Source organism: Microbacterium sp. PAMC22086 (assembly GCF_019443525.1).
Taxonomy (GTDB): Bacteria; Actinomycetota; Actinomycetes; order Actinomycetales; family Microbacteriaceae; genus Microbacterium; species Microbacterium maritypicum.
This window is the reverse complement of sequence record NZ_CP080380.1, coordinates 1,291,181-1,303,491: the sequence shown is the minus strand read 5'-3', so window position 1 is coordinate 1,303,491 and position 12,311 is coordinate 1,291,181. Positions and strand designations below refer to the sequence as shown.

Here is a 12,311-nt window from a genome sequence, read left to right as displayed (position 1 = left end):
CGCTCCCTCAGTCGTCGCGGGGGCGCCGACGCAGGCTCTTGACGTCGGTGCGCCGCTGCTTGGCCTCAAGCCGACGCTCCTTCGATCCCCGACTCGGCTTCGTCGGACGTCGCGGAGGTGCCGGCGGGCGCAGCGCCTCGGCCACCAGAGCGACGAGCCGGTCCCGCGCCGCGTCCCTGTTGCGCAGCTGCGCGCGGTGCTCGGATGCGGCGATCGTCAGCACGCTATCCACCAGACGGCCGCTCAACCGGTCGAGGAGCCGTTCCCGCTGATGCGGCGAGAGCACCGTCGAGTTCGCCGCATCCCAGACGAGCTCCACACGCGAGTCGGCGGTGTTCACACCCTGCCCTCCGGGCCCGGAAGACCGCGAGAAGCGCCACGACAGCTCGGCCTCGGGGATCGTGAGATCCGAAGAGACGCGCAGACCGGGGCGATGGGCGGAAGGCATGCCTCCATCATCGGTCCTCACGGAGCAGTCGCGCCTCACCCCGTTAGCATGGCGGAGGTGGCAGAACCGATCTTCCCGAGCGTTCGGGGCGGCCGTCGCGCGGAGCACGAATGAACTCATATCGGCAGGACGACTGGGCGGCGAGCCCCACGTATCCGTCGACCGTGAACGCGCCGTACCTGATGGGCACCGGCGTGGTCACCGCCGACGACACCGGCACCCGCCCACTCTCTCCGCCGCACAGCCACGCCGATCCGATGCTGGCCTGGTGCTACCGCGGCTCGGTGTGGGTGCACCTGCAGGACGCACGGTGGCGCCTCGCCCCCGGACAGGGGGTGTGGATCCCCGCGCGCACCCCGCACACGGCCCATCACGAACCCGACTCCATCGGCTGCTACACCTACATTCCCGACTCGTCGCTGATCGCCCCGATCGATGACATCACCCGGGTGCTGGTACCGCGCGCCGTGCAGGAGATGCTCCTCCATCTCGGCATCAACGACATGCCCACCGACCTGCGCGTGCGCATCCAGTCGGTGTTCATCGAGATGCTGCAGCAGCCGCTGCCCGAGGCCGCCAGCGACTGGGGCGAGGTGCCGATGCCTGCGGATGAGCGGGTCGTCCCGCTGGTTCAGGCCGTGCTCGCCGACCCCGGTGACCCCCGCAGCGCGATCGAGCTCTTCCTCGCGCACGGGCTCCACGAGCGCACGGTGCTGCGCATCTTCCAGCACGACGTGGGCCTGAGCTTCGGGCGATGGCGCACCGGCGTACGCATGACCCTCGGCGCGCGACTGATCGTCGACGGCACCCCGATCGGTGCGGCCGCGCACCGCTGCGGCTACGCCACGACGAGCGCCTTCTCCGCGGCGTTCAAGGAGCGCTTCGGCCTCACTCCCCGGCAGCACGTGGCACGCGTGCAGGCCGACGCGGCGCACCAGCCCTACTGGCGGTGACCCCGCAGCGGTCCTGATCGCGACCGTGCGTGGGCGACTGCGAACCCTCTTTGTCGGTTCAGCGACACAAGTCGTCGCTCCCACGACACTGGGCGCCGCATCCGCGTCCTAGCATCGATGTGTGAGGGACCGTGATCCCCGAGAAGCCGCAGCGCATCGTCACCCTCGGGTGGATGTCGGCGGACATCGTCGCCGCACTCACCTCGACCTCGGCGATGGACAGCTTCCTCAAGACCGCCGAGGGCGACAACTGGTACACCGGCGTGAGCCTCGAGAACCTCTACGACGTGGAGGCCGACCTGTTCGCCGCCTGGGGCGGCAGCGCGGACGAAGGGGCCTACACGGTCGAGAACAAGGTGATGTCGCGCTGGAACCCGATCGCCAACGGCTCCTACGTGATCTATGGCGACGCCGCCGAGGCCTCGGCCATCAGCGCGCCCACCGTGCTCTCGCTGAAGTACATCCTGCCGAAGTACGTCGACGACCTCGCCGCCGCGCTGCAGGGCGAACCGACCATCACCGGCAGGTGACCCCCGAGATGTCCCTGGCGACGCACGACGGCACGGACGTCTCGAACACGGGTGCGGGGAGTCGCACGGACGACTCCCCGCACCGCAACGGGACGCTCGCGACGGGACTGGTCATCTCCGTGGCGGTGCTGGTCATCGCCGCCATTTCCTCGCTCGCGGTCGGCAGCCGTGCGATCGACCCTGCCACCGTGCTGCAGTCCCTCTTCTCGTGCGACGAGAACCCGCTTCATCTGATGATCATGGAGCTGCGCGTGCCCCGCACGCTGCTCGGCATCGTCGTGGGTGCTGCTCTCGCCGTGTGCGGCGGCCTGATCCAGGCCTTCACCCGCAACCCGCTGGCCGACCCCGGCATCCTCGGTATGAACGCCGGTGCATCCTTCGCCGTCACGTTCGCCGTCGGTGTGCTCGGCCTCACCGCCCCCGGCGCCTACGTGCCCTTCGCCCTCGGCGGAGCCTTCGTCCTCACCATGCTCGTCTACATACTGGGCTCGTTCGGAGCCTCGGGGGCGACCCCCATGAAGCTCACCCTCGCCGGCGTCGCCCTCGGCGCGGCCTTCACCGGCTTCACCACCGCGATCGTGCTGCGCGACCACAGCACCCTGCAGGTGATGCGGTTCTGGGGCGTCGGCTCGATCGGTGGACGCACCCTCGACCAGCTCACCTGGGCCGTGCCTCTGATCGTCGCCGGTCTCCTGATCGGACTCCTGTGCGCGCGCTCCCTGAACGCCCTGGCCCTCGGCGACGACCTGGCGCAGGCCCTCGGTGCACGTGTGCGCGTGACTCGCATCCTCGTCATCATCGCCGTCACCCTGCTGGCCGGAACCAGCGTCGCCGCCGCCGGACCCATCGCCTTCGTCGGGCTCATGATCCCGCACGTCGTCCGCTGGTTCACCGGCCCCGACCAGCGCTGGGTGCTCGGGTACTCGATGATCATCGGCCCCGCCTTCCTGCTGTTCGCCGACATCCTCGGCCGCATCGTGCTCCCGAACGGGGAGATGCGCGTCGGCATCGTCACGGCCCTCCTCGGAGCCCCGATCCTGATCATGCTCGTGCGTCGCAAGCGGGTGAGCGGCCTGTGAGCATCGACCAGAAGCCCGTCGCTGCACCCCGCGCAGACGCCGCGCCTGCCGCGTTCGTGCCGGTCGATCACGGACGCCGCCTGTTCCGGATCGAGACCGCGCGGATCGCCGCGCTCATCCCGGTGCGCTCCGTCGTCGTCAGCATCCTGCTGGTCGTCGTGATCATCGGCACGGGCCTGTTCTCCATGACTCTCGGCGCCTACGAGGTCGACGTCGCGGCCGTCATCCGAGCGATCTTCGACCCCGCATCCGACCCCGACATCCGCCAGGTGGTCTTCGAGTGGCGCCTGCCGCGCGTGCTCTTCGCGGTGCTGTGCGGAGCAGCCCTCGCGCTCGCCGGCGGCATCTTCCAGTCCCTCACCCGCAATCCGCTCGGCTCCCCCGACATCATCGGCTTCGGCATCGGCGCACAGTTCGGTGTGACGCTGGTCATGATCGTCTTCGAGCTGAACACCTACATGTTCAAGGCGGCGGGTGCGCTCGTCGGAGGCCTGTTCACCGCGCTGCTCGTCTACGTGCTCGCCAGCAAGAACACGATGTCGTCGTTCCGGCTCATCATCGTCGGCATCGGCGTCTCGGCGGGACTCGGATCCCTCACCTCGTGGATCCTGATCTCGGTCAGCGTCGAGAAGGCCATGATGGCGGCGACCTGGGGCGCGGGCTCGATCGCCTCGCTCGGCTTCGACCAGCTGATCCCGGCGGCGATCGTGTTCGCGATCGTGACCCTGCTCTCCCTCCCCCTCGCCCGCACGCTTCCCGTGCTCGAGATGGGCGACGACGCGGCGACAGCTCTCGGTATCAGTCCCGGTCGCACCCGCCTCGCTGCGATGGTGTTCGGCGTCGCCCTGGTCGCGCTGGTGACCGCCGCGGCCGGCCCCATCTCCTTCATCGCCCTCGCGGCCCCGCAGATCTCGCAGCGCCTCACCCGCTCGAACACCCCGATGGGCACGGTGCCCGTGATGCTGACCGGCGCCGCCCTCGTCGTGGTGTCGGACGCCGTGGCCCAGCTCGTCGCTGTGCCGGTCGGCGTCGTGACGGTGTCGGTCGGCGGCCTCTATCTCGCCTGGCTGCTCGCTGCCCAGTACGCGCGCCGCACCTGAAAGGAACACCCATGACCGCTTCGCTGCGGGCCCGCGACATCACGCTGGGCTACGGGGACACCCCGATCATCTCCGACCTCACTCTCGAGGTTCCCGACAACTCGTTCACGATCATCATCGGACCCAACGCGTGCGGCAAGTCGACCCTGCTGCGCGGATTCGCCCGGCTGCTGCGCCCGACCACCGGCGCCGTGCTGCTCGACGGCGACGAACTGCGTTCGCTCAAGCCGAAGGAGGTCGCCCGCAAGCTGGGTCTGCTCCCGCAGTCGTCCATCGCCCCCGACGGCATCACGGTCGCCGATCTCGTCGGTCGCGGGCGGTTCCCGCACCAGAGCGCCCTGCGCACGTGGAGCAGCGCCGACGAACGCGCCGTGTCCGAGGCCATGGCCGCGACCGGGGTGACCGACCTGTCGCGGCGCCTGGTCGACGAGCTCTCCGGCGGTCAACGGCAGCGTGTCTGGGTGGCCATGGCCCTCGCCCAGCAGACCACGCACCTGCTGCTCGACGAACCGACGACCTTCCTCGACATCGCGCACCAGATCGACCTGATGGAGCTGTTCGCCGACCTGCACCGCAGCGGCACCACGCTCGTCGCCGTGTTGCACGACCTCAACCATGCGGCCCGTTACGCAACGCACCTCGTGGCGATGCGCGACGGGGCCATCGTGGCGCAGGGCGATCCGCGCGAGATCATCACGGCCGAGCTCGTACACGCCGTGTACGACCTTCCGTGTCGTGTGATCACCGACCCCGTCTCCGGGACGCCGCTGGTGCTCCCGCTCGGTCGGCGGACACCGTGACGCCCACGCCGCGGAGGCTCTTCGGGATCGCGCTGAAGTCGGAGGGGCGTGGCATCGCCCTCGCCGGAGCGACCGCGCTGCTCATCGTGCATGCGCTCGCCGAGGCGACGATCCCCGTGATCATCGGCGCGACGATCGACCGCGCCGTGCTCCCCGCCGACCCCGCAGCTCTCGCGCTCTGGCTCGGCGTGCTGGTCGGCACGTTCCTCGTCCTGACCCTGAGCTACCAGTCGGCGTCCCGCCTCATGGTGTCGATCTACGGCTACGGCGAGCAGGCGCTGCGCCACCTCACGCTCTCCCGGATGCTGCGACCGCGGCTCTCCCGCCGCACAGTGGCCCCCGGTGAGGCCCTCACGTTCGTCACGTCCGACACCTACCGGGTCGCCGGGGTCGCCTGGTCGGTCGCGCAGCAGTGCTCCACGATCGCCGCGATCCTCGGAGCCGGTCTCGCGATGCTGGTGATCTCGCCCGTCGCGACGCTCGTCGTATTCGGCTCGACCATCGCGATGATGCTCGTGATGCAGGCCGTGTCGCGCCCGCTGGAACGCCGTGGCCTCGTCGAGCAGCAGGCGGCCACCGAGGCCGGGGCGGTCGCCGCCGACTTCATGAGCGGATTCCGGGTGCTCGTGGGCATCGGCGCCCGCGAGGAGGCCGTGCGCCGCTACATCGCCGCGAGCGACACCTCTCGACGCGCCGCCACGGCGGCCGGCCGATCCCTCGCGTCATACGAGGCGGTGAGCGCAACGCTGGCCGCGATCGCGACCACCGCGCTGGCGGGTATGTCGGCCTGGTTCGCCTCCGAGGGCCGCATCAGCATCGGCGAGCTGGTCACGGTGCTCGGGCTCGCCCAGTTCATCAGCGGCTACCTCGCGTATGCGGGCTCCTTCCCCTCGAACTGGATCCACAAGCTCGCCTCGGCCAAGCGACTCGCCGAGGTGATCGACGCCGACGACCTGCTCGATGCGCCCGTCGCGGCGGCCGCCCCGGCACGACCGGCGGAGGACGTCGTCCTGACCTTCCGCGCGGGATCCGCCTCCGCGCCCGTCGAGGTGCGCGAGCGCGAACTGCTCGGCATCCGTCCCGCCGACAGCGACACGGCCCGTGCCCTCTCGCGCCTGCTCGGTCTGCGCACCCGACCCGACCGCGGCCGGGTCGCGCTCGCGATCGACGGTGAATTGCACGATCTGACCGACCTCGACCCGGTCGAGTATCGGCGTCGGGTCGTCGCCCCTCCGCACAGGCAGACGATCGTGAGCGGCTCCCTGCGCGAGGCCGTGCGCGGTCACGGCGTGGAGGACCAGCCGCACGCGCCCTTCATCGAGATGGCGGCGCTGCACGACACCGTGGTGCAGGTCGGAGGGTGGGAGTCAGAGGTAGGAGAGGCCGGGCGACGCCTCTCGGGCGGACAGCGCCAGCGCATCGGCATCGCCCGAGCCCTGCACGCGGAGGCCGACGTGCTCGTGCTCGACGAGCCCACCTCGGCCGTCGACGCCATCACCGAGGCGCACATCGCCCGCGCCCTTGCAGAGCACACCGAGACCGTGATCGTGATCACCACCTCGCCGGTGCTGCTCGGAGCCTGCGACCGGGTCGTCGAGCTTCCCTCCGAAGGATCGTATGGACGCCATGAGTGACTCGACCTCGACCGCCGCTCTGCTCCCGATCGCCTCCGGCGCTCGGGTGCGGGCCGTCGTGGGTCGGCTGCTGCGGCAGCATCCCGGTCGTAGCGCCGCTGTCGCCGCGCTGTTCCTCGCGGCATCCGCTCTCGGGATCGTGATGCCCGCGTGCCTGGGGCGCATCGTCGATGCCGTGTCGTCCGACGCCGGCTTCGCGACCATCGCCGGGTGGGTCGCCGGGGCCGGTCTGGGTGCCATCGGCGCCGCTGTGGTGATGCTGTGGGCCGTGCGCGTGCTCACCGGCTTGGTGCAGGACATGCTCGCGAGCCTGCGTGAAGACGTGTTCGCCTCGGCGATGCGGCTGCCCGTCAGCGCGGTCGACGACGGCGAGAGCGCCGACCTGCTCTCCCGCGTGACCGGTGACGTCGATGCCGTTGCCGAAGCCGGAGGGAACGTCGCTCCGACCCTGCTGTCGGCGGGGTTCGCGATCGGCGTCTCGGTGGTCGCGCTGACCGCTCTGGATCCCTGGCTGGCGCTCGCGGGGCTCGCCTCCGCGCCGTTCTACATCCTCGGTACGCGCGCTTTTCTGCGGAAGTCCCGTGTGGTGTTCCGCGAGGTGCGGGTGCGCGAGGCCGCCCGCAGCCAGGCCGTGCTCGACACGGTGGACGGCATCGAGACCCTCACCGCGTTCAACGAGCAGGAGCCCGCTCTCGAGCGGGTGCGCGAGCGCGCGGTGGCGTCGATCCACATGCAGATCGAGGGCGTGCGGGTGACGAATCGTCTGTTCCGCTGGATCAACGGCGGTGAGCTCGTCGGGCTGGCCGCGATCCTCGGCGCCGGATTCCTGCTGCAGTCCGCCGGCGCTGTCACGGTAGGCGCGGTCACCACTGCTGCGCTGCTGTTCCATCGCCTGTTCGGCCCGGTCGGACAGCTGATCTTCGGACTCGACGACATCCAGCGGGCAGCCATCGGTCTCGCGCGACTCGTCGGGGTCATCGATCTCGCGCCCGCGCCGGCCGCCCAGAGCCCGGAGACGGAAGCTGCACCACCGGCATCCGCGGGCATCGAGGTGCGGGACGTGACGTTCCACTACCCCACCACCGGCCGGGGGATCAGCGGCGTGAACCTGCGGGTCGACCCCGGCACCACGGCGGCGCTGGTGGGCACCTCGGGGTCGGGCAAGAGCACGCTGGCGCGCGTCATCGCCGGGCATCACCCGCCGACGTCGGGAAGCGTGCACCTGGCGTCCCGCACAGACGCCCCGTACTACCTGTCGCAGGAGCTGCACCACTTCCGAGGCACGATCGCCGACAACCTGCGCCTCGTCGCCCCCGAAGCGAGCGGCGAGGAGATGGCGGCGGCGCTGCGGGCGGTCGGGGCGCAGTGGGCGGTCGAGGCGATGCGTCGTGAGGAGTCCGCAGAGGGCGAGAGTTCGTCCGCCGATTCCGTCGTACCGCTCGACGAGGGGCGCATCCAGCAGCTCGCGGTCGCCCGCGCCTTCCTCGCCGACCCGGATGTGGTGATCCTCGACGAGGCCACCGCCGATGTCGGGCTCCAGCACCGGGACGCCGTCGAAGACGCGATCGTGGCGCTGCGAGAGGGACGCACGGCGGTGCTCATCGCCCACCGACTGCAGCAGGCAGTGACCGCCGAGCAGATCGTCGTCTTCGCCGACGGACGGATGACGCAGCGCGGCACGCATGAAGAGCTCCTCGCGACCGAAGGGCTCTACCGCGACTCCTGGCTCGCCCAGACCCGCAGCACATCCACCCGCACCGGGCCATCCCCCACCGACCCATCCCCCACCGAAGAGATTCGCCCTACAGAGACGGAGACTCCGTGAGCATCCACCGCGGCATCGTCAGCAGCACGACCACCCTCACCCCGACCCTGGTCCGCGTCACGCTCGGCGGCGAGGGCGTCGCCGACTTCCTCAGCACCGGCATCGGCGACGAATACGTGCGGGTGTTCTTCCCGCACGGCGACGACCCGAAGGAGGTGTCGCTGCCGGTGCCGGCGGGCGACTGGTGGGAGACGCCGGAGGGGGCGCCCGAGGCCCCGATGCGCACGTACACCATCAGCGGCGTGCGCCCGGACGCCGGTGAACTCGACATCGACTTCGTGATCCACGAGGCAGGTGTCGCGGGCCCCTGGGCCGCGCGGGCGGAGCCGGGCCACGTGCTCGGGTTCAACTCCCCGACGGGCCTGTACTCGCCGCCGGAGGGCATCACGTGGCAGGTGCTCGTCGCCGACCTCACCGGGCTTCCGGCTGTGGCGCGCATCATCGCCGAGGCCCCGGAGGGCGTGCGCACGCGGGTCGTGCTCGAAGTGCCGAGCGAGGCGGACCGCGTCGCTCTCGAGGTGGGCGCCGACGTCGAGGTCACCTGGGTGGTCGGCGGCAACGGCCACGGTCCCAGCGCGCTCGGTCCGCTCGTGCGCGGCATCGTCGACGACCGGCTTCCGCTCGACGAAGGCTATGTCTGGGTGGCCGGTGAGACCGTGGCGCTGCGCGACGTGCGCAAGTACCTGCGCAAGGAGCTCGCCCTGCCCGCGACCCGCTTCAAGGTCGTCGGCTACTGGACGCCGGTCGTCGCGTGGGACGAGAAGTTCGCCGCCCTGCCCGAGTCGGTGCAGAAGGAGCTGGATGCGATCTGGGCCGAGTCCGACGGCGATGAGCCGGAAGACGTGCAGGTGCGCTTCGAGGAGCGGCTGGACCAGTTGGGGCTGTGAGGGGCGACACTCACTTGCGGTCGCACTGGCTGCCGCTCGCCAGGCGCTTGACGACGTGAGGTGCGACCGGGGCAGAAACCCGTCGCGACTCACTGCACGGTGAGCTCCGTGGCCTGGCCCACATCGACGACGACACCGACGTAGGACGGAATCGCCTTCGCCATCTCCTCCCGCAGCTCGCCGATCGGCGGGGTCGAGCCATCCGGGGTCGTGAGGAAGACGGTCGCGGTGAGCCCGCTCCATTGCACCGCACCGTGGATGTGGGCCTCCGGGTCTGCGCCGACCCAGTCGGCCGTGACGTTCTGGATGTCGACCGACCAGCGGGCCACCGCGATCGAGGCGATCGAGTTCGCGGCGAGCGGGACGGCGATGATGAGTCCCAGGGTCGCGACGATCGCGTACGCGCGGCGTCGATTCGCGGTGGGCGACGAGCCGGGGTCGCGGGCGTACCCCGCCATCGTGAACACGATGCTGCCGGCGATCACCAGGGCGAAGACGTTGGAGAGGAACAGGACCAGCGCCCCGACGGCTTCCGGCCATTGCCCCTGGCCTGCGCACACTCCGACCACGCCCAGCGGCGGCACGAGGGAGATGGCGATCGCCACTCCTGGGAGCACAGCGCTGAGATCTTTTCGACACATCGCGAAGCCGCCGGCGAACCCGGTCGCCAGGGCAGCCATCAGATCCATCAGGCTCGGCGATGTCCGCCCGATCACCTGCGAATTGGTGGACAGGCTCTCCGGCGTCGCGACGAAGGCGGCGAACACCAGCCCGAGGGCGACGACGATGCCCACCCCGCTGAGGACCCAGAGGATCGAGGACACGACTAATCTGATGTGCCCGGTGACGATGCCCCAGGCTATTCCGAGGATCGGCGTTCCGAGCGGAGCGATGATCATGGCGCCGATGACGGTCGCAGTCGAATCGGTCAGCACTCCCGCGATCGCGATCACGCCCGAGAGCGTGAGCATGATGAGGAACCCGGTTCGTTTGCTGAGCCTGTCTCCCACGCTCAGGTCGAGCACGTCGCTCAGATCCTCCGCCGAAAGACGTTGCGACCTCGGGATCAGCGTCTGCGTCAGTCTCGACATGCCCCAGGCCTCGTCTCCGTGCCGCATGCGATCGTCATAGCCGAAAGCATGGGGGCGCCCGAGCGTTCAGCGCAAGCGCGCCTCACCCCGCGAGGTCACACGGTCAGCGGGTGCGCTGCGGCGGTCTCCCCTGCCGCGAGTCGGCGACCGGGGACGTCGACCAGCGTCAGCGCCACGCCCGCAGCCGCCCAGACGGCCAGGACGAGCCACGAGAAGCCCGTGTCCGCCTCGGGGAAGTAGGACAGGTTCCGCAGGAGCGCGGCTGCAGCTCCCGGCGGAAGCCACTGCCCGACCGCGCCCCACGGCGTGGGCAGGAACTCGACGGGCGTCGTCGCGGCTGAGATGGGGTTGGCGACGAGCATGGTGAAGGCAGCGCCCACTCCCACTCCTGCGGGCCCGATGAGACCGGCGAGCCCCGTGATCGTCGAGGAGATCGCTGCGATCGCGAGCGCGATGGCCGCGGCGTTGAGCCCGTAGCTCCCTTGAAGCGCTCCGTACAGCCCCTGCAGGATCCCCGCGAGGACGAGACCGGCTGCGGCAGCGTAGAGGATGACGGCGACCACGCGCCGTGCACCGCCCAGCTTGACGAGAAGCGTGATCGCGATGCCGCCGATCATGCCGCCGATGACCATGGGGAACATCGCGGCGGTCAACCCGGTACCCCGAGGATCACCATCGGACAGGGGCACGATGTCGGTGACTGTCACTGTGACGGTGGGGATGCTGACCGGTGCTGCACCCTCGGGCGGCGACGGCGGTGCTTGCCCCGACATGACCGCCTGAAGAGCCGCCTTCATCTGCGCGGCGAACGCCTCCTGCAGTCCGGACAGCTTGGCCTCGATCGCCGAGTGGATCTGAGCGTCGATCTGCGTCTGCTGTTGCTGCGCGACGGACTGGAGCATCTGGGCGACGACGGGGCTCGCAGCTGTCGCCGTCAACATCTCAGGAGCGTCACCCTCGGACGCCGGGAGCACGATCGCCCCATATGCCTGCCGATGCTCGATCGCGTCCACCGCTGCATCACGGTCGTCGTATTCGATCAACGCGATCGCCCCATCGGATTGATCGTCGATCGCTGCGCCGACCTGCTCGATCTGGTCAGCAGAACCCACGATGCCGATCGGGAGGTCCTTCGGGTCGGCGTTCACCGCCGGCCAGGAGAACGCGAGCAGCACCACGCCGACCAACAGCGACATTGCGACGGCGATCAGCGGCAGCCGCCACCATGGTGTGCGCTCGGTCTCAGCAGAAGACGACATGATCGGCACCTTTCAAAAACGAATGTTCATTCGTTATTATTGGAGCACTGACTACTCTTGTCAATCGGGAGTGATGCATGCCGAAGATCAGCGAGGCCAAGCGCGAAGAGCGACGCGCGGAGATCATGGCCGCCGCACTGCGCTGCTTCGGCCGCAGTGGATATCAGCGCACGACGATGGCCGACATCATCTCCGAGTCCGGACTGTCGGCTGGCGCGATCTACCTCTACTTCTCCGGCAAGCAGGAACTTCTGAAGGCCGTCGCCGAGCGCGTCCTCGACGATCGACGGGCGGAGCTGTCGGCGGCAGGGCAGACGCATGTGCTCTCCCCCGCTGAGATCGTGCGGACACTCGCGTCAGGAGTACGTGCGAACGCGCCGCTCGACGTGCTGATCCAGACGTGGGGCGAGGCGACCGTCGATCCCGAGCTGAGAGCCATCCTGCAGGGGGTCCTCGGCCGCGTGCGAGCAACGGTGTCCACCGCCCTCACTCGCTGGGCGGAGGTGAACGAGACCCGACTCGGGATGCCCGCCGCCGAATGGGCAGGCGCTGCCACGCCGATCCTGATGAGCATCATCCCGGGGTTCGCCCTGCAGCTCACGATCGTCGACGACTTCGACGAGAAGGCGTTTCTCGGGCACCTGACGGCAGTCCTGCCCCACCCGTGAGAGCAGGATCGCATCCCGGCAGGGATTCTTGGACGCG

General features: G+C 69.8%; 12 protein-coding genes. 9 read left to right on the top strand and 3 right to left on the bottom strand.

Annotation, left to right across the window (positions count from 1 at the left end):
• Window positions 1-7: 7 nt before the first annotated feature.
• On the bottom strand, window positions 8-448 hold the full coding sequence (gene arfB, locus KY497_RS06505) for an alternative ribosome rescue aminoacyl-tRNA hydrolase ArfB (protein WP_219870125.1): 441 nt from the start codon (window positions 446-448) through the stop codon (window positions 8-10).
• A gap of 110 nt (window positions 449-558) precedes the next feature.
• Between arfB and KY497_RS06500 the strand changes: the two genes are divergently transcribed.
• From KY497_RS06500 to KY497_RS06465, 8 genes are all read left to right on the top strand, one after another.
• Complete coding sequence (locus KY497_RS06500; protein ID WP_219870124.1) at window positions 559-1,401, top strand: AraC family transcriptional regulator; 843 nt, start codon at window positions 559-561, stop codon at window positions 1,399-1,401.
• A 131-nt stretch (window positions 1,402-1,532) separates the two neighbouring features.
• The gene (locus KY497_RS06495) at window positions 1,533-1,931 is read left to right on the top strand and encodes a hypothetical protein (RefSeq protein WP_258185941.1); all 399 of its coding nucleotides are present in this window, start codon (window positions 1,533-1,535) and stop codon (window positions 1,929-1,931) included.
• Window positions 1,928-3,010 carry an iron ABC transporter permease gene (locus KY497_RS06490; RefSeq protein WP_219870123.1) on the top strand — a complete coding sequence of 361 codons (1,083 nt, stop codon included), beginning with the start codon at window positions 1,928-1,930 and terminating at the stop codon, window positions 3,008-3,010. Before KY497_RS06495 ends, KY497_RS06490 begins: the two co-directional genes overlap by 4 nt.
• The gene (locus KY497_RS06485) at window positions 3,007-4,110 is read left to right on the top strand and encodes an iron chelate uptake ABC transporter family permease subunit (protein WP_219870122.1); all 1,104 of its coding nucleotides are present in this window, start codon (window positions 3,007-3,009) and stop codon (window positions 4,108-4,110) included. The genes KY497_RS06490 and KY497_RS06485 overlap by 4 nt, the downstream gene beginning before the upstream one ends.
• 11 nt (window positions 4,111-4,121) lie before the next feature.
• Window positions 4,122-4,910 carry an ABC transporter ATP-binding protein gene (locus KY497_RS06480; RefSeq protein WP_219870121.1) on the top strand — a complete coding sequence of 263 codons (789 nt, stop codon included), beginning with the start codon at window positions 4,122-4,124 and terminating at the stop codon, window positions 4,908-4,910.
• Window positions 4,907-6,544 (top strand): ABC transporter ATP-binding protein, encoded by a 1,638-nt coding sequence (locus KY497_RS06475; protein ID WP_219870120.1) that lies wholly within the window; start codon window positions 4,907-4,909, stop codon window positions 6,542-6,544. The genes KY497_RS06480 and KY497_RS06475 overlap by 4 nt, the downstream gene beginning before the upstream one ends.
• Window positions 6,537-8,369, top strand: a complete 1,833-nt coding sequence (locus tag KY497_RS06470) for an ABC transporter ATP-binding protein (protein WP_219870119.1) — start codon at window positions 6,537-6,539, stop codon at window positions 8,367-8,369. The genes KY497_RS06475 and KY497_RS06470 overlap by 8 nt, the downstream gene beginning before the upstream one ends.
• On the top strand, window positions 8,366-9,256 hold the full coding sequence (locus KY497_RS06465) for a siderophore-interacting protein (protein WP_219870118.1): 891 nt from the start codon (window positions 8,366-8,368) through the stop codon (window positions 9,254-9,256). Before KY497_RS06470 ends, KY497_RS06465 begins: the two co-directional genes overlap by 4 nt.
• Before the next feature lie 89 nt (window positions 9,257-9,345).
• Here KY497_RS06465 and KY497_RS06460 read toward each other — a convergent pair whose 3' ends face one another.
• Window positions 9,346-10,347, bottom strand: a complete 1,002-nt coding sequence (locus KY497_RS06460) for a TIGR00341 family protein (protein ID WP_219870117.1) — start codon at window positions 10,345-10,347, stop codon at window positions 9,346-9,348.
• A 95-nt stretch (window positions 10,348-10,442) separates the two neighbouring features.
• Window positions 10,443-11,606, bottom strand: a complete 1,164-nt coding sequence (locus KY497_RS06455; RefSeq protein WP_219870116.1) for a hypothetical protein — start codon at window positions 11,604-11,606, stop codon at window positions 10,443-10,445.
• Window positions 11,607-11,683: 77 nt separating this feature from the next.
• On the opposite strand from KY497_RS06455, the gene KY497_RS06450 reads away from it, so the two are divergent.
• Window positions 11,684-12,274, top strand: a complete 591-nt coding sequence (locus KY497_RS06450) for a TetR/AcrR family transcriptional regulator (protein ID WP_219870115.1) — start codon at window positions 11,684-11,686, stop codon at window positions 12,272-12,274.
• Window positions 12,275-12,311 lie beyond the last annotated feature (37 nt).

Excerpts from the sequence above, each read along its gene's own strand:
- arfB (WP_219870125.1), bottom strand. The coding sequence starts at position 448 with ATGCCTTCCGCCCATCGCCCCGGTCTGCGCGTCTCTTCGGATCTCACG.
- KY497_RS06500 (WP_219870124.1), top strand. The coding sequence starts at position 559 with ATGAACTCATATCGGCAGGACGACTGGGCGGCGAGCCCCACGTATCCG.
- KY497_RS06480 (WP_219870121.1), top strand. The coding sequence starts at position 4,122 with ATGACCGCTTCGCTGCGGGCCCGCGACATCACGCTGGGCTACGGGGAC.
- KY497_RS06470 (WP_219870119.1), top strand. The coding sequence starts at position 6,537 with ATGAGTGACTCGACCTCGACCGCCGCTCTGCTCCCGATCGCCTCCGGC.
- KY497_RS06460 (WP_219870117.1), bottom strand. The coding sequence starts at position 10,347 with ATGTCGAGACTGACGCAGACGCTGATCCCGAGGTCGCAACGTCTTTCG.
- KY497_RS06455 (WP_219870116.1), bottom strand. The coding sequence starts at position 11,606 with ATGTCGTCTTCTGCTGAGACCGAGCGCACACCATGGTGGCGGCTGCCG.
- KY497_RS06450 (WP_219870115.1), top strand. The coding sequence starts at position 11,684 with ATGCCGAAGATCAGCGAGGCCAAGCGCGAAGAGCGACGCGCGGAGATC.